Below are 23312 nucleotides of genomic sequence, written 5' to 3'. Positions count from 1 at the left end.
CCGTGGAGCCACTGGCTGGCGCGCGGCAACGGCGCGGCAAGCTGTTGCAGGTCAAGGGCAAAGGCCTGCTCCACCTCGTTGGCATTGAGCCGCTGGTAGAGGTGCTGCAAGTCGCTCTCGACCTGCGACCAATGCTCCAGGGCAGACTGCAACGTGGCGACCACGCCACTGGCGTCCACCGCCTGCCTCAGGTCGCGGGCAACCACCAGCAGGCGGCCATCGCGGCTACCGTCTTCGAGCGTGGCGAGCTTCATGGCAACAGCTCCTTCAGGTCCTCGGCGTAACGGCCGTCGAGCAGAATGAAGACCATACGCGCCATCTGCTCGCTGCGGTTGCTCCAGGCATGGTTGGTACCGCGCTGTACCACGATATCGCCCCGCTTGAGCTGAACCTCGTCGCCGTCCAGCACCAGCCAGACCTCACCCTCGGTGACGATGCCATAATCCAGGGTCCGGGTACGGTGCATCAGCTTGTGCTTCGAATCGGCCTTGCCCGTGCCGGCGTGAGCCTCACCGATCTCGGCAAAAACGGCTGCCGCGTTCTCGGCGCTGACCTGGTTCTGCACGCTGTCCGGTGGAATGTCCACCACACGGATCACACTGCCGAGCGCGCCGGGGCTCAGTTGCAGCGGCTGCGCCGTGGGGTCGTCGCCATTGTCCAGCAGCGCCGGGCTGCCGACGCTGTTCCAGACTTCATAGAACAGGGTGCCGGGCACCGCCCTGAGCGGGAAGTTGTTCGGCGTCGGGCCACAACTGGCGACGACCGCCTGCCCCTGGGCATCGTGGCCCGTGACCACACGTTTGAATGCAGGAAGCGATTGCATGCTGTCTCCTTTCAATTGCCGTCGCCGATGGTCGTGCCACCGTCGACCATAAGATTCTGTGTCCTGCTCAGCAGCAGGCATATCGGGCCCAGTACCAGTTGAACGAACGCGACCATCAACAGTGCATGCGGCAGTTGCGTCGTCACACCGCCGGTCAGGGCCAGCACCAGCAGTGGGCTGGCGAACTCACCGGCGAAAATCGACGCCGTGAAGCCGCCCGTGGCACGGCCACGCTGATCGAAGCCGACTTGTTGCATCACCTGCGTAATCAGCGTCGGCAGCAGCAGGCCGACACCCAGGCCATTGATCAGCACCGCCAGGACCACGGGAGCATGGCTGCTCGACACGGCCATCAGCACGCCGCCCGAGCCCGCCGTAGCGAACCCCAGGGCCAGCAGCCTGCCCGCCGGCAGGCGACCCAATCGGCGAAAAGCCAGGGCGCCGACCAGCACGCCCAGTTGATTGGCGCCCATGGTCAAGCCCACTTGTTGCGGTGCGTCGACATGCAGCAGTTGCAGCAGGTAACCCGCCTGCACCGGCACGATGAACAGGCTGACACCGGCCAGAGCCGTGAGCAGGTACAACGGCGCCAAGGCCGCCCACGGAAAGCGTGTCACGCAGGTCGGCTCAGGTTGGAAACGATGGGTCCGAGGCTCCCAGAGCAGCGCGGCCATCAACGGCAGGCACAGCAGGCCCACGGCATAGAGCGTGAACGGCGTACGCCAGCCACTTTCCCCCAGCGCGCCCCCTGCGCCCATGAACACCGCGGCCGACAGCGAGGTCACCACCATCTGCAAGGCGAACAGCCGCTCCCGGCGCTGGCCGTCGAAGTAGTCACCCATCAGCGTGGTGCAGCAGGTCATGATGCCGGCCTCGGCCAAGCCAATACCGCCACGGCTGGCCACGATCAGGCCCAGTGAGTCCAGCCACAGCGGCAATACTCCGCAGAGGCTGTACAGCAGCATGCTGGCCAACAGCAGCGGGCGGCGACCGACACGGTCCGCCAGCACGCCAGCCAGCGGCGCGAGCAAGGCGATCACCAGGGCTGGCAGCGTGAGGGCCACCGGTACCAGCACGGCGGCACCGGGCGTCTCGGAGAAATGCGCCTGCATGCGAGGCAGCACCGGTGCGATGAGCACCGCGCCCAGTACGGGCAGGCAACTGCCGAACAGCAGCAACAAGGCTTGTGCATTACCCGCCGTGCGTTCAGCGCCCATGGCTCACCTCCTCCAGCGCGCGAAGGCGGGTGCTGTGACGAACCGGCTCGGGACGCTGCTCGTGCGCCTGGACCCTCTGCTCCAGGGCCGGCAGCACCGGCTCCACCTGCGCCCGGGGTTGCTGACGCGGCAACAGGAAGTAGGCCAGGGCCGGCAGCAGAATCAACGCCCCCACCATGTTCCAGATGAACATGAAGGCCAGCAGCACGCCCATGTCGGCCTGGAACTTGATCGGCGAGAAAATCCAGGTCCCCACGCCAATGGCCAGGGTCACGCCGGTGAGCATCACCACCTTGCCGGTGAACAGCAGCGCCCGGTAATAGGCCTCGGACAGGCTTGCGCCCTGGCGCAACTGGGCCAGCACGATGCTCATCACGTACAAGGCGTAATCCACGCCGATCCCCACGCCCAGGGCGATCACCGGCAAGGTCGCCACCTTCACCCCCATGCCCAGCGCGACCATCAGCGCTTCGCAAAGGATCGAGGTGAGCACCAGCGGCAGTACCGCGCAGAGCACCGCCCGCCAGGAACGAAAGGTCACCAGGCAGAGCAGGATCACCGCGCCATAGACCCACCAGAGCATGTCGCGGTTGGCCTGCTTCACCACCTGATTGGTGGCCGCCTCGATGCCGGCGCTGCCGGCCGCCATCAGGAACGTCGCCTGCTCGCTGTCGTTGGTCCGGGCAAAGGTCTGCACGCTGTCGACCACCCGCGCCAGGGTGTCGGCCTTGTGGTCGGTGAGGTAGGCGTAGAGCGTGAGCAGGCTGCAGTCATCGTTGTACAGCCCACGCGGAGCGTTGGCGGTGACCATGTTCAGGGTCGCCTGGTTGTTCACCAGCTCGTACCACTTCGGGTTGCCTTCGGACAGGCCGACCAGTACCCGGCGATTGAGCAGCGCCAGCGAGTTGGTCGAGTCCACGCCCGGCAGGCCGCGCAACCGCCAGTCCAGGTCATCCACCCGTTTCAGGGTGTCGTAGGCCGAGCAACCGCCAGGGGCCGTGCGCACCATCACGGCGAAGACATCGCTGCTGGCGCCGTAATGCTGGGTCACGAAGGCGTTATCGCGGTTGTAACGCGAATCCGCCCGCAGTTCGGGGGCTCCGGCGTCGAGGTCCCCCACCTTCAGGTGCAGACTCACGGCGTAGCCACCGGCAGCCATGAGGGCAGCCAGGACAATGCACGCGGCAGCCCAGCGGCGACGGGTGAACAGGTCCAGGAAGCGCCACAGCGCATGCTTGGCCGCCCCACTCGCCTCGGCCTCTTCGGCCCGCAGGCTGCGGCGCGCCGCGCGGGCACTGACGCCCAGATAGGACAGCAGCACCGGCAACAGGATCAGGTTGGTGAAGATCAGCACCGCCACACCCAGGCTGGCGATGACCGCCAGGTCCTGGATCACCTGGATCCGGATGATCATCAGCACGGCAAAGCCCACGGCATCGCACAACAGCGCGGTGAGCCCCGCCAGGAACAGCCGGCGGAAGGTGAAACGCGCCGCCACCCGGCGGTGCATGCCGCGGCCGATGTCCTGCATGATGCCGTTCATCTTCTGGGCACCGTGACTCATGCCGATGGCGAACACCAGGAACGGCACCAGTACCGAGTACGGATCGAGTTGGTAACCCAGCAGCGGCAGCAGGCCGAGCTGCCAGATCACCGCCACCAGCGAACAGATCACCACCAGCGCGGTGCTGCGCGCGCAGCGGGTATACCAGTAGAGCACGGCGGCAGTGATCGCGATGGCGGCAGCGAAGAACAGCAGGATCTGCTTCAGACCGTCGATGAGGTCACCCACCACCTTGGCGAAGCCGGTGATGTGAATCTCCACCCCCTGCGCCTGGAAGCGGGTGCGCAGGGTTTCCAGCTCGTGGGCGAACGCCGTGTAGTCCAGCGCCTGGCCATCCGGCGTTTTCTCCAGCAGCGGCACGTAGATAATGCTCGAACGCTGGTCGAAAGCCACCAGTTGGCCGATCTCGTTGGCGCGTTCCACATTGCGCTTGAGCGCCTCCAGGCTCGCTTCGCCGCCATCGTAACCATCAGGAATCACCGGGCCGCCTTCCAGGCCCTCCTCGGTCACACCGGTCCAGCGGGTGGACGGTGTCCACAACGACTTCATCGCCGCGCGGTCCACGCCCGGTAGCAGGTACACCGCGTCGTTGAGCTGCTGCAGGCTGCGCAGGTAGTCCTTGTCATAGAGCGTGCCGCGCGGGTTGGCCACGGCAATGCGCACGGCGTTGCCCAGGCCGGCCAGTTCCTGGCGATGCGCCAGGTAGTTGTGAATGAACGGATGATCGCCGGGGATCATCTTCTCGAAACTGGCGTTGAGCGTCAGGCGCGAAGCCTGCCAGCCCAGTAGCAGGGTCGCGGCCAGGCACAATAGCAGGACCAGCGCACGGTGGTTGAACAGGGCGCGTTCCAGCAGCGAGCCGGAGGTGCTGTCGAAGTCATCGAGACGGCCGCTGGACGGCGCGGGTGGGTTCGTGGCGTGCATGGCTCAGTCCGTCAGGGTGGGAAGAGAGGAAGGCGCCAGGCGGCGGGCACCGGCCATGCCAACGGCGACAATGGCGCCATCGGCGGCCAGGGTCGCGGCGGTCAGTGGCAAACCGTCAGAAACCGGCAAGGGTTGCGCGACGAAGTGGCTGAGGCCACTGCGCAGCAGCAGGCCCGCCTGGTTGGCGAGCAGCAGTTGCTCGCCAGCCACGCGGATGCCGTTGAGCGAAGCGGGCACTGGATTGGCCAGTGCCTGAAAACTGGCACCGCCGTCGTCGGAGGCGAACAGCGAACCGCGCAGCCCACCGACCAGCAGCCGGCCGTTGGGTAACACGCTGGCAGCGAAGTAGCTACCGTCGTAGGGCCCTTCCAGCGCCTCGAAATGGGCACCGTCGTCACGCGAACGCAGCAGCAGGCCCTGCTCGCCGGCGATGTACAGGTCGGCGCCCTGGCGGGCCACGGCATACAGGTGAAGCCCGCGCGGATTCGGTAACCGGTCCATGCTTGACTGCCAGCTGTGCCCGCCGTCGGCGGTGCTCAGGGCCAGTCCATAGGCGCCCACGACCAGGCCGTGCCGTGCGTCGGCAAAACTCAGGGCCAGCAGCGGCTTGTCGGCACCGTCGGCCAGCAGCCGTTGTGCGGCGGCGACGCGGTTGGCGTCGCCGGAAGCCTCGGCCGCCTGCAGCTCCAGGGCGGCGGCGCGCTGCCCATCAAGCTGCAAGGCCCAGTGCTCACCACCATCTTCGGTGTACAGCACGACCCCGGCGTGACCGACCGCCCAGCCGCGGTGTTCATCCACGAACTGCACGGCGGTCAGGCTGACGCTCACCGGTACGTCCATGGCCTGGCGCCAGGTCGTGCCGTTGTCATCACAAAGCAGCACCACACCGCGCTCGCCCACCGCCACCAGGCGCTGGCCGGCGCGGGCCACATCCTGCAGCACCGCGCGCAGCGCCTGGGGACCTTGCAGCGCGGGCTGCGCCAGGACATTCACACTGTTCCCGGCAAAAGCCGGGGGCAGCCCGCAGCAGGCCGCCAGCAGCCAGCCGTAGAGGATCTTCTTCATCGCACGCAACCTTTTTTCTTATAGTCGAGACAGCCGCAGCAAAGGTGCGCCTCAGCGCACACCCTCGCCCGCCATGGCATCGGCGGTGAACACCGAGTCCTTGTAGGGCGGCACGATGCGGTACTGTTCGTTCTTGCCGGCGAACAGGTCGCCGGCGAACCAGGCACCGGAGAGCAGGTCGTAGAAGCCATTGGTGAGGGTCACCACGCCAGGCAGGTCAGGCAGCACCACAGGCGAGGTCCAGAGCACCTTGGCCAGTTGGTTGCGCGCGTCGTAGCGCTCACCCAGTACAGCGGCCCAGGTGTCCTCGTCGAGGTAGTAAGTGCTCTTGGGCATCACGTGGCGCTGGCCGTTCTTCAGGGTCGCCTCCACCACCCAGACGCGATGCAGCTCCCAACGTATGGCGGCAGGATTGAGGTGGTGCGGGTCGAGCAGCGCTTCGGCGTTGGCCGCGGTGAAGACCTGGTTGGCGTTATAGGGGATGTACATCTCCTTCTTGCCCACCAGCTTCCAGTCGAAGCGATCGAGGCGGCCGTTGAAGACGTACAACTCATCAAAACTCATGACCCCGGCGGTGGCGGGCGTCGGTGTGTCGCAGCAGGCGTTGGGCAGGCGACGGACACGGCGCTGGCCCGGCAGGTAAGTCCACACGGCGGCCTTGTCGGCGTTGAGGTTTTCCAGGCCGGTGATGGCTTCGCCGGCACGCAGCGGTGGGCCGTCGTTGGTCATGCGGATCGACCAGAACACCCCCTTCTCCCCACTGCCGCCGGGCAGGTACCAGGGCATCTGCAGGTCAGAGCGCGAGTCGTTGGTCAGCACGTGCTTGCCATCGGCGGTGGTCAGGTACTGATTGAAGCTGGCATGCCAGGAGGCGCCGCGCCAGCGCAGCAGGTGGTTCCACATGGCCTCCACGCCGTTGGCCGGAATCGGAAACGGAATGCCCCCGGACGCGCCCTCAGGCATCGGGCCGGCAGGGCCGTCGACCAGCTTGCCGCGGGTGGCGTTGGCAAAAGTGGCGTCGTACACCGATTGCGGCGCGGCGGCGCTGCGATGGGTGGGGTAGACCTGCAGCCGGTAGCTGTCCGGGTATTTCTTGAGCATCGCCTGGATGCCCGGGGTCAGCTTGTCGGTGTATTGCGCCATGTTCTGCGCGGTGATGGTCAGTAGTGGCTTGTCGCCGGCGAACGGGTCGCCACGCTTGCCGCCGTCCTTGTAGGCCGGGTCGACCTGGGTGTAGCCGCCAGTCCAGGCCGGAATACTGCCATCGGCGTTGCCGGCCCGCTCGCCACCGAGCGGCGTCAGGGTGGTCTTGAGCTTGCCCGCCTCCTCGGCGGAGACCGCGGCCAGGGCGCCGTGGGCAAACAGCAGGGAAGCACTCAGGGCAGTGAGCAGGCAAACGACTTTCTTGTTGTGTTTCATCGGGTAGTCCTCGGTCAGAAGGTACGGCTGACGGTGAAGGCGATGAAGTCGCGGTCTTTGAGCGACTGTTCGAAGGTGTAGTGGTTGTTGGCGTCGAGGAAGGTGTTCTGCGGGCCGTAGTAATGCGTGTAGGTCAGGCCCAGGTTCCAGGTGTTGAGGTAGTTGCCCTTGAGGCCGATGTTCAGGTCCCCGCCGTGGTCGGTGCCAAAGCCGGTTCCCAGGGCCATGGACGCGCCGTTGGTGTAGCTGGCGCCGATCGGCACCGACAGGTCGAGGCCGGGCAGGATCTGCCGGTACATCGGCTCGAAGACCAGGCGCAGGCTGGTGGCGTCGCGGTCGGCGTTGGGGTCGACGGCGTCGGCGTTCTGGCTGATGCTCATCACCCGGTTCCAGGCAATTTCACCCAGGAAGCTCGACTCGGGGGCGATGAAATTCGGCTCCAGGCTGGCCAGCCAGGAGAAGTTGGCGTGCAACGTGCGGCCGTTGGCGTAGAGCGGGTCATCGCTGTTGTCGATCGCCTCGCCGACGAGCAAGGCATGCTGGTTGGTCGAGGCCAGCGGCTGGTTCCAGCGGGTGGACAGTTCACCGGCGATGTTGAAGTTGCTCAGGGTGGTGGAGAAGCTCGCGCCCAGGGCCTCGATGCCTTCGGGGTAGACCCAGTAGAACTCGCCGGCCTTGCCGGTGACCGGGTTGAGGCTGGCGAAATCGGGGCGCACGTTGAGCTGCGGCGACTTGTCGTGGAAACGAATGGCATAGACCCCCCAGTCCACGGTTTCGGTGCGCCAGCGCAGTTGCACACCGCCCTGCCCCGAGTCCTTGGCCTTCTTGTCCTGGCCACGGTAGAACGCCAGCGGCTGACCGCCCGGCATGACCGCGCCGCCCACGTACATGCGCTCGCCGCCGTCGCCGAAGAAGTCATCGTTGGAGAAATAGCTGCCGGCCGCCGGCAGGCGGCTGGCCTCCCACTCGAACTGGTAGTAGGCGCCCAGGGAGACGTCGGGGGTCAGTTGCAGTTGCCCGGACACCTGCTTGACCGGCCGGATCAACTCCTTGAACGGGGTGTTGGGCACCGACAGGCCCTTGACCACGTCCACCGGCGCCATGCCGCCGGCAATACCGTTCATGCCGTAGAACAGGCTCTCGCCCCACTGCATGGCGTATTGGCCCAGCCTACCGGACACCGGCATCTCGCCGATCTCGGTCTTGCCGAAGATGAAGGCGTCGAGCAACTCGCCCTTGCGCCCGTGCAAGGTACGGGTGTCGTCGGTGAACGTGTCGTGGCCGACCGAGTAACTGTTGGCCCGGCTGGGGTCGCTGTTGTCGGTACCCTGGTTGTAGACATCGTCATACCAGGCTGCGCCGCTGACCCGCGCACCGACGTTGCCATAGGTGATGTCGAGCTCCGACAGCAAGTCCAGACGGTTGGAGATCAGGCCCTTGTTGAAGTTGCGATCACCGTCGTCCAGGTTCAGGGCGGTCTGCCCCTCGGTGAGCTTGCTGCTGGCGCCCTCGGTACGCCAGGCTGCGCTGTACTTGAGGGTATTGTCCCAGCGCACCCGCATGTCGGGGTTGCCGGTGTCGATTTCGAAGGCCTGGGCCTGGCTGGCGGCCAGCGCCAGCAATGCCAGGGTGACGGGCTTGAGCGGCGGCAGCGACCGCCCGGTTGCATCTTTGCGAGTCAACATCGGGGTTTCCTCTTTCTTGTTCTTGTTCTTGTTCTTGTACGTCGGCGTTGGCGTAGGGTCCGGCGCACCCGCCAGGCAGCGGGCGCCGGGTACAAGGGCTCAGATCGGCTGAGCGGTGACCTCCAGCATCTGCTTGACCAGGCCGATACGGTCAAAGGACGGATCGCGCTGAACCTCCTTCTCGCCCGCCAGCAGGGACATCTCGCTGATGAACTTGCAACGCTCGAAGCGTCGGTCCATGAAACGCTGCAACTGCGCCTCGAGGCTGCCGCCGGCGGTGAGTTCCTCGGCCAGCACCACGGCGTCCTCGATGGCCATGCCGGCGCCCTGCCCCAGGTGCGGCGTGGTGGCATGGGCGGCATCGCCAATCAGCAGGACGCGGCCGCGATACCACGGCTCGTCGACGAACACGGCTTCCAGCGGCTTGTAGACGACTTCGGCACTGTCCTGGATCTGCTCGCGCAGCTCGCCGATCAGCCCGCCGAAACCGGCCAGGCGCTGGCGCAGGCCTTCGGCGAGGGTGTCTGGCTCCATCCAGGGATTGCCCGGTTCGTGGGAAGTGGTGAACAGGTACATCAGGTCGTCGGCGAGCGGCACCAGGCCGGCGTTGCCCGACGGGCCCTGGTAGTTGGCCAGGTGATCGATACCGGCCGCACGCGGAAAGTTGTAGCGCCACACCGACTGCCCGGTGAAACGCGGCTGGTACCGATCGCCGAACAGCAGCCCACGAATCCTCGAGAACAGCCCGTCGGCCCCCACCATCAGTGCATAACGACCCTGGCGACCGTCGCTGAACAGCACATCCACGCCCTCGGCGTCCTGCTCGAAGCGCTCCACGGAGGTGCCCAGGTGCACCTGGGTGCCGAGTTCCATGGCGGTTTCACTGAGCACCTTGTGCAGGGCACGCCGGGAAATACCGACGTTGGCCGGGTACTGCGGGCCGGCCAGGCGCTGGCCGGGAATGCGCGCCAGTTGCTGACCGTGGGTGGTGTAAATGGCGACATCTTCGAAGGCGTAAGCCGCATCGAGGTAGGCATCCAGCAGGCCCAGGCGCTGCATCTCGCGCACCACGTTGCTCTGTTGGATGATGCCCACGCCGTAGACGGTCCACTCGGTCTTGAGCTCGACCAGATCGACCGCGATCCCCTTGCGCCGCAGCGCAATCGCGGCACACAGTCCGCCAATCCCGCCGCCGACGACCAGCACCTTGTTCACAGTATTCATGGCAAATCTCACGTTTTTGTTCTTGTTGTCCGCCGCGTCGGGCGCAGCGGCCGTTTCCTGTGCCTGGGCACAGCTTCCCGGCAGCGCCGGGTTTTGACCAATCGAGTCCCGGGATGCGACCTATCGCGCGGCGTGATAGGTCAGCCTTCCAACTGCGCCAGCGGCAATAGCAGCCAGCCGTCCGCTTCACGGTGCTCCAACCGCTGCAGCACCTCGCCACGGCACGGGCCGTGGACACAGAGGCCGTCGTCCGGGCGAAAGCGTGCCCCGTGGGCGTAACAGATCACCCATTGGCCGTCGGCACTGAGAAAACGGTCCTTGCGGTACTCCAGGGGCACCAGCAGGTGCGGACAGAGGTTGCGGTAGACCCGCACATGCCCCTGGTACCGCAGGGCGAACAGGCTGTCGGCGCCCCGTCCCAGCGGATCGAAGCCGCGCGCCTGACCCTCGCCCAGTTCATCGAGCTGGCACAGCGCTGCGCTGCCCACGCTTCAACCCTGCTTGGGCGGTGGACCACCGGGTGCCCACTTCTCCCGCGAGGTGAACAGGAACAACTGCGAGTTATCCGCCGACATCGGTGCCTGGCGCGCCGCCCAGTCGTCGTCATGCTTGTCCATGTCGGCGTCGTACTCGATGTGGCAGCCCAACGGGCTGTTGAAGTACCAGAACCAGTTGGAGCCCAGCAGGTGTCGGCCCGGCCCCCAGAAGCTGGTCCAGCCCTTCTGCTGAAAGCGCGTACCGGCCAGCAGCACTTCGGTGCCGCTGCCCATGTGGAAGGTGAAGTGCTCGCAGCCCTGCATGTGCGGCGGCGTCTGGATCATGAACAGACAGTGATGGTCATCCATGCCGGCGGTACGCATGAACGGCCCGACGCCGACGAAGCGGTCGGTGGTGACGAAGCCCAGGCGGTCGCGGTAGAACGCTTCGCCCTTGGCGGCGTCAGGCACGAAGTACACCACGTGGGACAAGGTGCGCGGCTGCGCCGGCATGTCCGGGGTGATGCCCAACTGGTTGAGGGGGCGTTGTGGCGCGCTGCCAGGGGCATTGGTGAGGTCGGCCGGTGCGTCGAAGGCCCGGCGGCACGAGACCTGGAAGGCGATGGCAAAGCCCAGGTCATCGACGGTGTGCAGCACGCCGTGGGCATCGCGGTTGAGCGGGCGGTCACGCCCCAACTCGTCGGCGATAGCGTCCAGGTCCTGCGCCGAGGCCACCCCATAGACCGTCTCACGCAGCGACGGGGTCGGGCCCAGCGCCGCTGGCAGGCTCGGGTCATCGCCACGGCGGATGATGATCGCGGTACCATCCAGGGCCTCGAAACGGCCACCGTCGGTATCCAGTTGGGCGGCGGTCAGGCCGTAGTCACGCAGGCAATCGGCACAGGCCTGGATATCGTCGACGCCGAACACCAGCGCGTCGAGTCCAAGAATGTTCATGGCTACCACTCCGTTGAAATTATTATCGGGCGCCAGGCAGGTCGCCCGGTCATCGGTCTGGCGACGGCAGGGTCGCTCGACTGGAGCGCAGGTTGATGGCTGTCGGGGCTGGCTGACCAATCGCATGTCAGGATGCAAGGCATCGACAATCGCGATACCTGTGCGCCCGCCCATGGCGTCGGCTGTTAGCTCACCTGGGCTATAAGGGGGTCTTGACGTATCGATCAGGTGGCCGGAAGGTATCGCGAAAATAACTACAAGAACCGTGAGCCATCGCCATGCGCTTTCACCATCTGGATCTGAACCTGCTGGTGGCACTGGATGTCCTGCTCGAAGAGCAGAACATCACCCGTGCCGCCGAACGCCTGCACATGACCCAATCGGCCACCAGCGGCGTGCTGGGGCGTTTGCGGACCTTCTTCGAGGACGAGCTGCTGGTGCAGGTCGGCCGCAAGATGCAGCCCACGCCCTACGCCCAGGAGCTGGCCAGACCGGTGCGCGAGGTGCTGCTGACCATCCGCTCCTCGATCACCGCCAAGCCGGTGTTCGACCCCGCCAGCAGCAAGCGTCACTTTCGCCTGGTGACCTCGGACTACCTGATCAGCGTGCTGTTCGCCCAGGTCATCCAGAAGATCCACCAGGAGGCATCGCATATCACCTTCGAGATGATCAGCCCCGGCGACAACAGCGCCGAGCTGCTGATGCGCGGCGAGGTCGACATGATGATCGTGCCCGAGCGCTACCTCATCGAGGGCCACCCGGCGCAACTGCTATTCGAGGAGGATCATGTCTGCGTGGTCTGGCGCGACCACCCCGAGGTCGGTGAGCAACTGACCCTGGAGCAGTACATGGAAATGGGGCATATCTCGGTGGGCTTTGGCCGCAACCGGCACCTGAGCATCGAGGACTGGTTCATGAGCCAGTACGGTTTCAACCGCCGCCTGGAAGTCATCACCAACGACTTCAACACCCTGCCGCAGCTACTGGTCGGCACCCAGCGCATCGCGACCATGCACCGTCGGCTGGCCGAACTCTACGCGGGCTACCTACCCCTGCGCATCCTGCCGCCGCCGGTGAAAATCCCGGTGATGCGCGAATTCATGCTCTGGCACCGCAGCATGGACGGTGACCCGATGCACCGCTGGCTGCGTGAGCGCATCCTCGAGTTCATCCAGCGCGCCGACCAGCAGCCAGCGCCCCTTCGCGCCACCGTCTGAACACCGACTCATCGCCCCAGCCGCCACAACCGTGCCGGGGCATCGCGTTTGGCGATACCTCGCATCCCGACTCACGATTGGCCCCGTCCTCCCCTGCCTGCGTACCTTGACCCTTGAACCGCGCCCTGCGTGCCTGTCGCAGCTCTACGGCGCCGGACTCAACGACCGCAGAAGGACAATAAGAATGTTCCGTTACTTCCCCACCAACTACGTCTGGAATCTCTCGGTGGACCTGGCCATCGAGATGGGTGCCCGCCTGGGTGAAATCGAGGAAATGTGCGCCCCGCTGCAGGAGGCCGCCAAGCAGCCCGACGCCGCCGGCACCCAGGCGTTTCGCGAAACCTGGTCGAAGATGGCCGACAAGCTGTGCGCCCTGGCCGAGGAAGATGAAGCGGCTGGCCGCCACCTCTCCGCCGGCGAGAAATACAACCGCGCCGCGACCTACTACCTCACTTGCGAGCGCCTGCAGGCCCACGGCGCGCCGGGACGCGCCGAACTGTACCAACGCTTTCTGGACACCTTCGCCCGCGGCCTCGACCTGTCCCGGGAAAATTGCGAACGGGTGGAAATCCCCTATGAAGGCAAGCACCTCTCGGGCCTGCTGGTGCGCGCCGAGGGCGTCAGCGGCCCCGCGCCGCTGCTGGTACAGGTCAACGGCCTGGACTCGACCAAAGAGATGAAATACCGCGTCGGCCTGCCCGCCTGGCTGGCCAGACGCGGCGTGTCCTCACTGATCATCGACCAGCCCGGCACCGGTGAAGCGCTGCGCCTGCACGGCCTGACCGCACGCTACGACAGCGAGCACTGGGCCAGCCGCGTGGTGGACTGGCTGGAAACCCGCCCGGACGTCGACCCCAAGCGCATCGGCCTGGAAGGCGTGTCCCTGGGCGGCTATTACTGCCCGCGCGCGGTGGCCTTCGAACCGCGCTTCGCCTGCGGCGTGGTGTGGGGCGCCAACCATGACTGGCGCGATGTGCAGAAGCGGCGCCTGGAGAAGGAAGGCAACTTCCCGGTGCCGCACTACTGGGCGCACGTGCGATGGGTCTGGGGGGCCAGCGACATGGACGCGTTCATGCGCATCGCCGAGAACGTGCACCTCGATGGCGTGCTGGAGCGCATCCGCGTGCCGTTCCTGGTCACCCACGGCGAGAAGGACTCGCAGATTCCGCTCAAATGGGCACATCGCACCTACGAGCAACTGGTGAACAGCCCGAAACGCGAGCTGAAGATCTTCACCGAGCGCGAAGGTGGCGTGCAGCACTCCAGCTTCGACAACAGCATCAACGCCGGCCACTACATCGCCGACTGGGTGGCCGAGACCCTTGGCGGTCGCACCGCCTGACGGCCTTTGCGCCGCTGATGCCGGCGCACGCGTGCAGGTATCGACGGCATCGTTGGGAGGCCATCGACAACAAGCGCCAGGCCTGGTTTCATGCTCAGGCTGCTACAGCTTGAAGGTTCCCACCAGTTGATTGAACGAGATCGCCAGGCGCGACAGTTCCTGGCTGGAGGCGCTGGTCTGGTTGGCGCCGGCCGCCGTCTGGGTGGACAAGTCCTGGATGTTGACCAGGTTGCGATCGACCTCGCGCGCGACGTTTGCCTGCTCTTCCGAGGCCGTGGCAATCAGCAGATTACGGTCGTTGATCGCGGCGATGTTCTGGGCGATACGCTCCAGGGATTCGCCGGTGGCCTGGGCCAGTTCCTGGGTGCTGTTGGCCAGGGTCCGGCTGTTGCCCATGGCCTTGACTGCGTCGTCGGCACGCGATTGCACACTGGCGATCATCGCCTCGATCTCACCGGTGGAGGACTGAGTGCGGGCCGCCAGGGCACGGACTTCGTCGGCCACCACGGCAAAGCCGCGCCCCTGCTCACCGGCTCGGGCCGCCTCGATGGCGGCATTGAGTGCCAGCAGGTTGGTCTGCTCGGCGATGCCGCGGATCACATCGAGCACCTTGGCGATATCGCGGACACTGCCGGCCAGCTCATCGACGATGACCGTCGACTGACCAATCTCGTTGTTCACGCTGGTGATGGCCTTGACCGCCTCGCGGGCCTGGTCACGGCCGCTGGCCGCCTCCTGGCTGGTCTGCCCGGACGCTTCGGAAGCCGAGGTGGCATTGCGTGCAACCTCCTCGACCGCCGCGCTCATCTCGGTGACAGCGGTAGCGGCCAGTTGGATCTCGTCGTTCTGCCGGGTCAGGCCACGGCTGCTTTCCTCGGTCACGGCATTGAGTTCTTCGGCGGCCGAAGCCAACTGATCCGCGGCACTGGCGATCTGCGCAATGGTCCCCTTCAGTCCGCCCTGCATCTCGCCGAGCGCCGTCAACAGCTGACCGGCCTCATCCCGGTGACCGCTCTGGATCGATTGGGTGAGATCGCCACTGGCAATGCGCTGGGCGTTACGCACAGCGGATGCGATCGGGGCGCTGATCACCCGGCTGATGAACATGCCCAACACAACGGCCGCCACAAAGGCCAGGCCGATACCGGTATACAACTTGAGCTTGGCCGCCGCTTCCGTGGCACGCGCCTCCTCGCCGCCCTCACCGATCTGGCGGTTGTTGGACTCGACCATGATGGTCAATTCATCGTTGATTTTACGGAAGCCCTCATGCAATTCCCCGGAAATGAAGCGCCGGGCCCCGGCCAGATCACCCTCGTTGATGATCGCCACCGCACGATCGACGAGTGCCTGATAGGCGGGCCAATCCTTCTCCATGCGATCGCCAGCCGCCCGCTCGTCATCGGCCAGCGGAGTGGCACGGTAGATGGCGAAGGCACGCTCGCTCTTTTCGCGACTGTCCTTCATGGAGGCGACGATGCTGCTGCGCTCGGACGCGGAGTCCCCCGCGGCAGCTACTGACAGCAGACGATACAGCTCACGGTTCTGCGTGATGGCATTGGAGCGAGCCTCGGCGGTTTTGGCCACCGACACCAGGTTGTTGGTAAACACCAGTTGCAGGCTTGAAGACAACGAGCCAATGCCCAGGCTGCCGAGAATGCCGACCACCAGCGTGATGGAGGCGCAAAAAGCGAAGGCGAGATAAAGCTTGGTCGAGATCTTGGCGTTGTAGAACCAGTTCATAGGCAAACCTGCACAAAAGGGATGAGCATGTGACCATGCGGTCGCGTGGGTATAGTCATCCTATCGACCGTGCCAGAACGGTCTTAAGGGTCGGTATCGGGTTTATTTGACAAGCGGTGCCTGCCCTACCCTCGACGGAGCATGGTTGCAGGGGCCAGCGCTTCATCCACCAGTTCGATCCAGTGACGCACGGGAGTCCGGCCGGCCCCGTTCAGATGGGTCTGGCAACCGATGTTGGCGGTGGCGATAACCTGCGGCTTGCCGCTTTCGAGCGCGTTGAGCTTGTTGTCGCGCAATTGCCGGGAGAGTTCGGGCTGAGTCAGGGAATAGGTGCCCGCCGAGCCGCAGCAAAGATGGCCGTCGGGGACCGCGGTGAGGTTGAACCCCAAGCGTGTCAGTACCTCCTCGACCACCCCGCCCAAACGCTGGGCATGTTGCAGTGTGCAGGGGCAATGGAAGGCAACCTTGAGTTCGGGACGTGGTGGGAGGGCCTGCAACGGCTCCGCACGCAGGATCTCAACCAGGTCCACGGCCAGGGAGCTGATGCGTTTGGCCTTGTCGGCGTAGTGCGGATCACGCGTAAGCAATTGGCCGTACTCCTTGACGAAGGCACCACAGCCGCTGGCGGTCATGATGATCGCCTCGGCATCGGCCTCGACGGCCGGCCACCAGGCATCGATGTTACGACGTGCGCGCGCCAGGCCTTTTTCCTGGGCGTTGAGGTGGTAGTCCAGGGCGCCACAGCAGCCGGCTTCACGGACGGCCACCGCGCTGATGCCCAGCCGATCCAGCACCCTCGCCGCAGCGGCATTGGTGTTGGGCGACAGGCTCGGTTGCACGCAGCCCTCGAGCATCAGCACCTGGCGTGAATGCCGGACCGACGGCCGCTCGCCGGCGGGCCGTACCTCGCTCGGGACCCTGTCCCTGAGCATCGGCGGCAACACCGGACGCAGCGCACGCCCGGTGCGCAGCAACAGGCTGAACATCGACGGCTCGGCCAGCACCAGGCGCAGGCCGGCACGCAGGGCCTGCTCGACCAGCGGGCGCGGAACCGCCTCTTCGACCACTCCCCGGCCAATGTCCAGAAGGTTGTGGTACTTCACTCCCGAAGGGCAGGTGGACTCGCAGTTGTGGCAGGTCAGACAACGGTCCAGGTGCTGCCGGGTACTGGCCGAGGGAGTCTGTCCTTCCAGCAGTTCCTTTATCAGGTAGATGCGACCCCGAGGCCCATCCAACTCGTCACCCAGCAGTTGATAGGTCGGGCACGTCGCATTGCAGAAACCGCAGTGCACGCAGCTTCTCAGGATAGCTTCGGCCTCCTCCGCCCGGGGCAGGGAGCGAGCCTGTTCACTCAGATGGGTCCGCATGGTCTCAAAGCTCCCTGTACAGGCGGCCTGGATTGAAAATGCCTTGTGGGTCGAGCCGGGCCTTGAGCTGGCGGTGGTAGCGCAGCAGCCCTTCGGGCAGCGGATGGAACGGCGAGTCGCCGCCTGAAAAGCAGGTGGCATGCCCACCGACCTGGCCGGCGACTTGCCGAATCCGCTCGGGCTCGGCGTCGCTCTTGAGCCAGCGCTGGGCGCCACCCCAGTCGACCAGTTGCTCGCCGGGCAGATCCAGGGGCGCGACAATCGCCGGCACGGACAACCGCCACAACGGCCGCGGGTCGGCGAAAAACGTCAGGCGATGCTCTTTCAGGTCCGCCCAGAAGCCCGGCTCGACGGTCTCGCACCCCAGCCGGTCACGGGCCGCGTGGACCGAGCCCTCCCCACCCTCCAGGCGAAGGTGCAAGGCGCTACCGTCATGGCAGGCCGCGCTGATCGGCAGCGGCTGCCGCCCCCAGTCGGCCAGGCGCTGCATGGCACCCGGCAGGTCCACGTCCAGGCGCAGATTAACCACCGCGCGCGGTTTCGGGAGCACCTTCAGAGAAACTTCGGTGATCAGGCCCAGGCAGCCAAAACTGCCAGCCATCAACCTCGATACGTCGTAGCCGGCGACGTTCTTCATGACCTCGGCGCCAAAACGCAGGTGCTTGCCTTGGCCGGTGATCACCCGTGTACCCAGCACGAAGTCGCGGACCGAGCCTGCCCAGGGGCGACGTGGCCCCGACAGGCCGACCGCGACCATGCCGCCCACGGTCGCCCCGGGGCCGTAATGTGGCGGCTCGCACGGCAGGCATTGACCGTGCTCGGCCAAAGCGGCCTCAAGCATTTGCAGGGGTGTCCCCGCGCGTGCCGTGACGATCAGTTCGGTGGGGTCGTAGTTGACGATGCCCTGATGAGAGCGAGTGTCGAGGACCTGGCCGTTCACCGCCTTCCCCAGCCACGCCTTGGACTGCCCGCCCCGGATGTCGAGGGGGTTGCCCGTGGCCAGGGCCGCCTTGACCTGATCGAGCAACTGGGCACTGGTATCAATATTGCTGCCGGGCATCAGAAGCGCTCCAGATCAGGAAATGGCAACTGGCCGTGGTGCACGTGCATGGCACCGAACTCGGCGCATCGGTGCAGGGAGGGAATGTTCTTGCCCGGGTTCAGCAAGCCCGTCGGATCGAAGGCCGCCTTGATCGCATGGAAGGCGGTGAGCTCGTCGGCGTTGAACTGGATGCACATCTGGTTGATCTTCTCGCGACCGACGCCATGCTCACCGGTGATGCTGCCGCCCACCGACACGCACAGCTCCAGGATGCGTCCGCCCAGTTGCTCGGCCCGCTCCAGCTCGCCCGGTGTGTTGGCATCGAACAGAATCAGCGGGTGCATGTTGCCATCGCCGGCATGAAAAACGTTGGCCACGCGCAGGCCGTATTCGCCCGACAGCTCGGCGATGCCCTTCAACACGCCCGGCAGCGCCCGCCGGGGAATGGTACCGTCCATGCAGTAATAGTCCGGCGAGATGCGCCCGACGGCAGGAAAGGCATTCTTGCGCCCGGCCCAGAAGCGCACCCGCTCGGCCTCATCCTCGGCCTGGCGCACCTCGGTGGCGCCCGCCTCGACCAGGATCTGGCGAACCCGGGCACAGTCGTCATGCACATCGGACTCCACCCCATCCAGTTCGCAGAGCAGGATGGCCGCCGCCTCCACCGGGTAGCCGGCATGAATGAAGTCTTCGGCGGCGCGGATCGCCAGGTTGTCCATCATCTCCAGTCCGCCGGGAATGATGCCGGCGGCGATGATGTTGCCCACGGCAGCGCCGGCCTTCTCCACCGAATCGAACGCCGCCAGCAGCACCTTGGCGACCTGGGGCCTGGGCAGCAACTTGACCGTGACCTCCGTCACCACCCCGAGCATGCCCTCGGAGCCGGTGAACAGCGCGAGCAGGTCGAAGCCCGGGCAATCCAGGCTCTCGGCGCCCAGGGTCAGCCGTTCACCCTCGACGGTGAGGATCTGCACCTGCAGCAGGTTGTGCACGGTCAGCCCGTACTTGAGGCAGTGCACGCCACCGGCATTCTCGGCTACATTGCCGCCGATCGAGCAGGCGATCTGGGACGAGGGGTCGGGGGCGTAGTACAGATTGAATGGTGCCGCGGCCTGGGAGATGGCCAGGTTGCGCACGCCGGGCTGAACCCGGGCAAAGCGCCCCTGCGCATTGATCTCCAGAATTCGGTTGAAGCGCGACATCACCAGCAGCACGCCCTGCTCCAACGGCAAGGCCCCCCCGGACAAACCTGTACCACTGCCGCGCGCCACCACGGGGACCTGCAGGCGGTGGCAGATCCTGAGTATCGATTCGACCTGCTCGATGCGATCAGGCAGCAGCACCAGCAGCGGCAACGTGCGATACGCGGACAGCCCGTCGCATTCGTAGGGTCTGAGGTCTTCGCTGCGGCTGAGCACGGTCAGGTCTGGCATCTCGGCTTCAAGCGCGGACAGCAGTTGCCGTTTATCAACCCGTGGCAGAACGCCATCGATGCTCTCGTCGTGGAGAATGTTCATGGTCATCACGCCCGTGGCTATTGTTGTGCCCTGGTCAGCCTAGGCATGAATACATGACTTTGCGATTCACGGGCAGAGAATAGACGTCCCCCCGTTTTCTCCTATCCCCGCAGTCAACCAGGTTTCGCCTCAGCGCTGTACTCGAACACAACCCGCGGTCGACGGGCGATGGCGGTTGTAGGCCCCAGTGTGCCCCACAGCCAACGCTCGCCCCCGCCACCGTAGTAAACCTCGACCGGCTCAAGCATTTCGGGTTTTCTCTTGATACGCTGGCGCTTGACGCCATTTTCGTAGCGGCGAATGTCTTCAAGGCTGTCCAGCCTGGGCAAGGTCATGCCGACGTCGCCGGCTCCACATCGGATTTATCCCCTGACAGGAGCAAGGCGATGTTCAACGCCGGACTCTACCCGTTGGGGGCCTTGCCCCGCATGGAAATGGCGCGGGTCATGACTTGAGCCCCTCACCAAACCCCCACCACCGAATCCGCCCTCGGCTCCGTCCCACCCCACAGCACCCCGCTCACCGGATCGCGCAAAATGATCTGTCCGCGCCCGTAATCGGTCAGGTCACTGGCCACCACCACCTCGTGCCCGCGGCGCGCCAGCGCATTGACCAGATCCCGCGAGGCGCCCTGCTCGATCCCGACCTTGTTCCCGCCCAGCCACTGCCAGCGTGGAGCATCCAGGGCCGCCTGGGGATTGAGCCGGAAATCCACCAGGTTCATCACCATCTGCACATGCCCCTGGGGCTGCATGTAGCCGCCCATCACGCCAAACGGTCCCAGCGCCTGCCCGTGCCGGGTGAGGAACCCGGGAATGATGGTGTGAAAGGTCTTCTTGCCCGGCACCAGGCAGTTGGCGTGCGCGGGGTCGAGGCTGAATTCCTGCCCGCGGTTCTGCAGGGCGATCCCGCTGTCGGGCAGCACCACCCCCGAGCCGAAGCCATGGTAGTTGCTCTGGATGAACGAGACCATGTTGCCCTCGGCATCCGCCGTCGCCAGGTAAACCGTGCCGCTGGCATGAGGATCGCCCGGTCTGGGCGGCTGGGCCTGTTCGGCGATCTGCCCGCGTCGGCGCCGGGCGTAGTCGTCGCTGAGCAGGTCCTGCACCGCCACGCGCATGTGCTGCGGGTCGGTGATGTAGTGCAGGCCGTCGCTGTAGGCGAGCTTCATCGCCTCCAGTTGCCGATGCCAGGTCTGCTGGCTGTCGCGGTGGTCGAAGTCGAAACCTTCGAGGATCTTCAGCGCCATCAGCGCCACCAGGCCCTGCCCGCTCGGTGGGATTTCCCAGACGTCGACCCCCCGATAGTTCACATGGATCGGGTCGACCCAGTGTGCACGGTAGCCGTCCAGGTCACTGGCGCGCAGGTAGCCGCCAGTCGCACGGGAGTGGGCGTCGAGGCGCTGGGCCAGCGAGCCACGGTAAAAGCTCTCGCAGCGGGTGGCGGCCAGCTCTTCAAGGGTGTCGGCCTGGGCAGGGTTGCGAAACAGCTCGCCGGCCTTCGGTGCGCGGCCGTCGGTCAGGAAAGTGTCGAACCAGGCCTGCAGCACGTCGTCGCGGTGCGGTGCGAACTCGTTGAGCGCGATCTGCCATTGATGGGCGACCACGGGCGACACCGGAAAGCCGTCACGGGCCAGGCTGATGGCCGGTTGCAACAGCTCGGCAAACGACAGCTTGCCAAAGCGTTTCGACAGCTCCGCCCAGGCCGAGGGGCAGCCGGGGACGGTGACCGGGGTCCAGCCATAGAGCGGCATCTCGGTGTGGCCGGCCGCCTTGACCGCTTCGAGATTGAGCGCGGCAGGCGCCTGGCCGTTACCGTTGAGGCCATGCAGTTGGCCCTGGGTCCAGACCAGGGCGAAGGCATCGCCGCCAATCCCGCAGCCTGTCGGTTCGACCACCGTCAGCGCGGCAGCCGTGGCGATCGCGGCATCAATCGCATTGCCGCCCTTTTGCAGCATTTCGATCCCGGCCTGGGCCGCCAGCGGCTGGGAGGCGGCGACCATGCCGCGGCGGGCGAAGACGCTCTGACGCTGCGACGGATAGGGGTATTCGTGGGCAGAGAGATTCAACATGACAAAAGACTCTTCAATGAGGGATTCACTGGCCGCCGCAACACGCCGCGAGCAGACTCGACGAGCGCCGGACGGATTTCCTTTGACGGTTTCAGAGCACGCGGCTGAGAAAGGCCCGGGTACGGGCGTGGGTCGGGTGGTTGAAGATCTGTTCCGGCGGGCCCTGCTCGATCAGTTCGCCCTGGTCGAGCACCACCACGCGGTCGGCCACTTCCCGGGCAAAGCCCATTTCATGGGTCACCACGACCATGGTCATGCCCTCCTCGGCCAGCTCCTTCATGACCTGCAGCACCTCGCCGACGATTTCCGGATCGAGGGCGCTGGTGGGCTCGTCGAACAGCATCGCCTGGGGTTTCATTGCCAGCGCCCGGGCGATCGCCACCCGCTGCTGCTGGCCGCCGGAGAGCATCGACGGGTAATGTCCGCCCTTGTCCGACAGGCCGACCCGGGCCAGCAGTTGCCGGGCCTGCTCCAGCGCCTCGGCCTTGGGCACGCCGAGCACCTGGATCGGCGCCTCGATGATGTTTTCCAGCGCGGTCATGTGCGGGAACAGGTTGAAGCGCTGGAAGACCATGCCGATGTCCCGGCGCTGGCGGGCGATGTTGCGCTCGGAGTCGCGCACCAGGCTGCCGTCGGCACGTTCGCGATAGCCCATGGCATGACCGTTGACACGGATGCGTCCGCCCTGGATGTCTTCCAGCAGGTTGATGCAGCGGATGAAGGTGGTCTTGCCCGAGCCCGAGGCGCCGATCAGCACCACCACTTCGCCGCGCCGCACCTGCAGCGACACGCCCTTGAGAATCGGCAGGTTGCCAAAGGACTTGTGAATGTCCAGCGCCTCGATGACCAGCTCTTCGCTTTTGTGCGCCATGCTCAACGCCCTCTCAACAGTTTCAGGGAGCCGCGGCCGAACATCCGGCTGGCGGCCGGTGGCGACGAATCCGGCCGGTCGGAGCGACCGGAACGGCTCTCCAACCAGCGCTGGAAAAAGCCCCACAGGGTGGTCAGCAACAGAAAGTAGATAGCCACCACCAGGTACAGCTCGAACACGCGGAAGGTCGCCGAGGTGACCATCTGCGTGCTCAGCAACAGTTCCTGTACGCCGATCACGCTGACCAGGGTGGTGTTCTTGAGCATCACGTTGAACTCGTTGCCGATCGGCGGAACGATCACCCGAAAGGCCTGGGGCAAGACGATGCGGCGCATCAGCTTGCCGAAGGTCATGCCCAGGGACCTCCCGGCCTCGTACTGGCCCTTGTCCACCGCGCCGATGCCGGCGCGGATGATCTCGGCCATGTAGGCCCCTTCGTTCAGGCCCAGGGCGATGATTGCCGCCTGGATGTTACCGGGCACCACCAGGCCGAACAGCGAGATATCCTCGAAACGGAAGACCCCGCCCGCCGCCAGCGCCGTGTAGAGAAAGACGATCTGCACCAGCAGCGGCGTACCGCGCATCAGCCACACGTAAAAGCGCACCGGCCATTGCAGCAGCGGGTTGCTGGACAGGCGCATCAGTGCCGCCGCCAGTCCCAGCACGCAGCCCAGCAGCATCGCCAGCACCGCGATCAGGCAGGTCAGCCACAGTCCCGTGAGGTACACCCCGCTGGGCTGCAACAGGTACTGCCAGAACACATCCCAATTGAAGTTCATCGAAGCTGT

The 23312-nt window shown here is 65.6% G+C and carries 18 protein-coding genes and 2 pseudogenes; 2 read left to right on the top strand and 18 right to left on the bottom strand.

What is annotated here, in order from left to right:
- The 10 genes and pseudogenes from K675_RS0110675 to K675_RS0110630 form a co-directional block, all read right to left on the bottom strand.
- Window positions 1–254: pseudogene (locus K675_RS0110675) on the bottom strand (fumarylacetoacetate hydrolase family protein); the annotation flags it as partial.
- Complete coding sequence (locus K675_RS0110670) at window positions 251–823, bottom strand: cupin domain-containing protein (protein ID WP_017903512.1); 573 nt, start codon at window positions 821–823, stop codon at window positions 251–253. The pseudogene K675_RS0110675 and the gene K675_RS0110670, both read right to left, overlap by 4 nt.
- 11 nt (window positions 824–834) lie before the next feature.
- Window positions 835–2040 carry an MFS transporter gene (locus K675_RS0110665; RefSeq protein WP_017903511.1) on the bottom strand — a complete coding sequence of 402 codons (1206 nt, stop codon included), beginning with the start codon at window positions 2038–2040 and terminating at the stop codon, window positions 835–837.
- A complete protein-coding gene (locus tag K675_RS0110660) occupies window positions 2030–4528 on the bottom strand; it encodes an efflux RND transporter permease subunit (protein WP_017903510.1) in 2499 nt (832 codons plus the stop codon). Before K675_RS0110660 ends, K675_RS0110665 begins: the two co-directional genes overlap by 11 nt.
- Before the next feature lie 3 nt (window positions 4529–4531).
- The gene (locus K675_RS0110655; protein WP_017903509.1) at window positions 4532–5593 is read right to left on the bottom strand and encodes a WD40/YVTN/BNR-like repeat-containing protein; all 1062 of its coding nucleotides are present in this window, start codon (window positions 5591–5593) and stop codon (window positions 4532–4534) included.
- Window positions 5594–5644: 51 nt separating this feature from the next.
- Complete coding sequence (locus K675_RS0110650; RefSeq protein WP_017903508.1) at window positions 5645–7012, bottom strand: DUF1329 domain-containing protein; 1368 nt, start codon at window positions 7010–7012, stop codon at window positions 5645–5647.
- Between the two features lie 14 nt (window positions 7013–7026).
- Window positions 7027–8697, bottom strand: coding sequence for a DUF1302 domain-containing protein (locus K675_RS0110645; protein ID WP_017903507.1), 1671 nt, complete (start codon window positions 8695–8697; stop codon window positions 7027–7029).
- 99 nt (window positions 8698–8796) lie between these two features.
- Entirely contained in the window at window positions 8797–9921 is a 1125-nt protein-coding gene (locus K675_RS0110640; protein ID WP_017903506.1) for an FAD-dependent oxidoreductase, read from the bottom strand.
- Between the two features lie 140 nt (window positions 9922–10061).
- On the bottom strand, window positions 10062–10409 hold the full coding sequence (locus K675_RS0110635; protein ID WP_017903505.1) for a Rieske (2Fe-2S) protein: 348 nt from the start codon (window positions 10407–10409) through the stop codon (window positions 10062–10064).
- 3 nt (window positions 10410–10412) lie between these two features.
- Complete coding sequence (locus tag K675_RS0110630) at window positions 10413–11354, bottom strand: VOC family protein (protein WP_017903504.1); 942 nt, start codon at window positions 11352–11354, stop codon at window positions 10413–10415.
- A gap of 278 nt (window positions 11355–11632) precedes the next feature.
- Here K675_RS0110630 and K675_RS0110625 point away from each other — a divergent pair, with 278 nt between their 5' ends.
- Complete coding sequence (locus K675_RS0110625; protein ID WP_017903503.1) at window positions 11633–12571, top strand: LysR family transcriptional regulator; 939 nt, start codon at window positions 11633–11635, stop codon at window positions 12569–12571.
- A gap of 184 nt (window positions 12572–12755) precedes the next feature.
- Entirely contained in the window at window positions 12756–13913 is a 1158-nt protein-coding gene (locus K675_RS0110620; RefSeq protein WP_017903502.1) for an alpha/beta hydrolase family protein, read from the top strand.
- 102 nt (window positions 13914–14015) lie between these two features.
- On the opposite strand, the gene K675_RS0110615 is transcribed toward K675_RS0110620, so the two are convergent.
- From K675_RS0110615 to K675_RS0110580, 8 genes and pseudogenes are all read right to left on the bottom strand, one after another.
- A complete protein-coding gene (locus tag K675_RS0110615; protein ID WP_017903501.1) occupies window positions 14016–15656 on the bottom strand; it encodes a methyl-accepting chemotaxis protein in 1641 nt (546 codons plus the stop codon).
- A gap of 125 nt (window positions 15657–15781) precedes the next feature.
- Entirely contained in the window at window positions 15782–17023 is a 1242-nt protein-coding gene (glcF, locus tag K675_RS0110610; protein WP_017903500.1) for a glycolate oxidase subunit GlcF, read from the bottom strand.
- Between the two features lie 4 nt (window positions 17024–17027).
- Complete coding sequence (gene glcE / locus K675_RS0110605) at window positions 17028–18083, bottom strand: glycolate oxidase subunit GlcE (RefSeq protein ID WP_017903499.1); 1056 nt, start codon at window positions 18081–18083, stop codon at window positions 17028–17030.
- Window positions 18083–19582 (bottom strand): glycolate oxidase subunit GlcD, encoded by a 1500-nt coding sequence (gene glcD / locus K675_RS0110600; RefSeq protein WP_026145091.1) that lies wholly within the window; start codon window positions 19580–19582, stop codon window positions 18083–18085. The genes glcE and glcD overlap by 1 nt, the downstream gene beginning before the upstream one ends.
- A 251-nt stretch (window positions 19583–19833) precedes the next feature.
- Window positions 19834–19920 (bottom strand): annotated as a pseudogene (locus tag K675_RS32960) (XRE family transcriptional regulator); the annotation flags it as partial.
- 122 nt (window positions 19921–20042) lie between these two features.
- Window positions 20043–21653, bottom strand: a complete 1611-nt coding sequence (locus K675_RS0110590; RefSeq protein WP_017903496.1) for a gamma-glutamyltransferase family protein — start codon at window positions 21651–21653, stop codon at window positions 20043–20045.
- Window positions 21654–21744: 91 nt separating this feature from the next.
- Complete coding sequence (locus K675_RS0110585) at window positions 21745–22524, bottom strand: amino acid ABC transporter ATP-binding protein (RefSeq protein WP_026145090.1); 780 nt, start codon at window positions 22522–22524, stop codon at window positions 21745–21747.
- A 2-nt stretch (window positions 22525–22526) separates the two neighbouring features.
- Window positions 22527–23303 (bottom strand): amino acid ABC transporter permease, encoded by a 777-nt coding sequence (locus K675_RS0110580; protein ID WP_017903494.1) that lies wholly within the window; start codon window positions 23301–23303, stop codon window positions 22527–22529.
- Window positions 23304–23312 lie beyond the last annotated feature (9 nt).

Origin of the sequence: Pseudomonas fuscovaginae SE-1 (assembly GCF_000364705.1) — a bacterium.
GTDB classification, from domain to species: domain Bacteria; phylum Pseudomonadota; class Gammaproteobacteria; order Pseudomonadales; family Pseudomonadaceae; genus Aquipseudomonas; species Aquipseudomonas fuscovaginae_A.
The sequence above is the reverse complement of the archived record's forward strand: the minus strand, read 5'-3'. Positions and strand labels throughout refer to the sequence as shown.

What these genes read in the sequence shown, in the direction of transcription:
- K675_RS0110670 (WP_017903512.1), bottom strand. Translation starts at nt 823, where the DNA reads ATGCAATCGCTTCCTGCATTCAAACGTGTGGTCACGGGCCACGATGCC.
- K675_RS0110665 (WP_017903511.1), bottom strand. Translation starts at nt 2,040, where the DNA reads ATGGGCGCTGAACGCACGGCGGGTAATGCACAAGCCTTGTTGCTGCTG.
- K675_RS0110660 (WP_017903510.1), bottom strand. Translation starts at nt 4,528, where the DNA reads ATGCACGCCACGAACCCACCCGCGCCGTCCAGCGGCCGTCTCGATGAC.
- K675_RS0110655 (WP_017903509.1), bottom strand. Translation starts at nt 5,593, where the DNA reads ATGAAGAAGATCCTCTACGGCTGGCTGCTGGCGGCCTGCTGCGGGCTG.
- K675_RS0110650 (WP_017903508.1), bottom strand. Translation starts at nt 7,012, where the DNA reads ATGAAACACAACAAGAAAGTCGTTTGCCTGCTCACTGCCCTGAGTGCT.
- K675_RS0110645 (WP_017903507.1), bottom strand. Translation starts at nt 8,697, where the DNA reads ATGTTGACTCGCAAAGATGCAACCGGGCGGTCGCTGCCGCCGCTCAAG.
- K675_RS0110640 (WP_017903506.1), bottom strand. Translation starts at nt 9,921, where the DNA reads ATGAATACTGTGAACAAGGTGCTGGTCGTCGGCGGCGGGATTGGCGGA.
- K675_RS0110630 (WP_017903504.1), bottom strand. Translation starts at nt 11,354, where the DNA reads ATGAACATTCTTGGACTCGACGCGCTGGTGTTCGGCGTCGACGATATC.
- K675_RS0110625 (WP_017903503.1), top strand. Translation starts at nt 11,633, where the DNA reads ATGCGCTTTCACCATCTGGATCTGAACCTGCTGGTGGCACTGGATGTC.
- K675_RS0110620 (WP_017903502.1), top strand. Translation starts at nt 12,756, where the DNA reads ATGTTCCGTTACTTCCCCACCAACTACGTCTGGAATCTCTCGGTGGAC.
- K675_RS0110615 (WP_017903501.1), bottom strand. Translation starts at nt 15,656, where the DNA reads ATGAACTGGTTCTACAACGCCAAGATCTCGACCAAGCTTTATCTCGCC.
- glcF (WP_017903500.1), bottom strand. Translation starts at nt 17,023, where the DNA reads ATGCGGACCCATCTGAGTGAACAGGCTCGCTCCCTGCCCCGGGCGGAG.
- glcE (WP_017903499.1), bottom strand. Translation starts at nt 18,083, where the DNA reads ATGCCCGGCAGCAATATTGATACCAGTGCCCAGTTGCTCGATCAGGTC.
- glcD (WP_026145091.1), bottom strand. Translation starts at nt 19,582, where the DNA reads ATGAACATTCTCCACGACGAGAGCATCGATGGCGTTCTGCCACGGGTT.
- K675_RS0110590 (WP_017903496.1), bottom strand. Translation starts at nt 21,653, where the DNA reads ATGTTGAATCTCTCTGCCCACGAATACCCCTATCCGTCGCAGCGTCAG.
- K675_RS0110585 (WP_026145090.1), bottom strand. Translation starts at nt 22,524, where the DNA reads ATGGCGCACAAAAGCGAAGAGCTGGTCATCGAGGCGCTGGACATTCAC.
- K675_RS0110580 (WP_017903494.1), bottom strand. Translation starts at nt 23,303, where the DNA reads ATGAACTTCAATTGGGATGTGTTCTGGCAGTACCTGTTGCAGCCCAGC.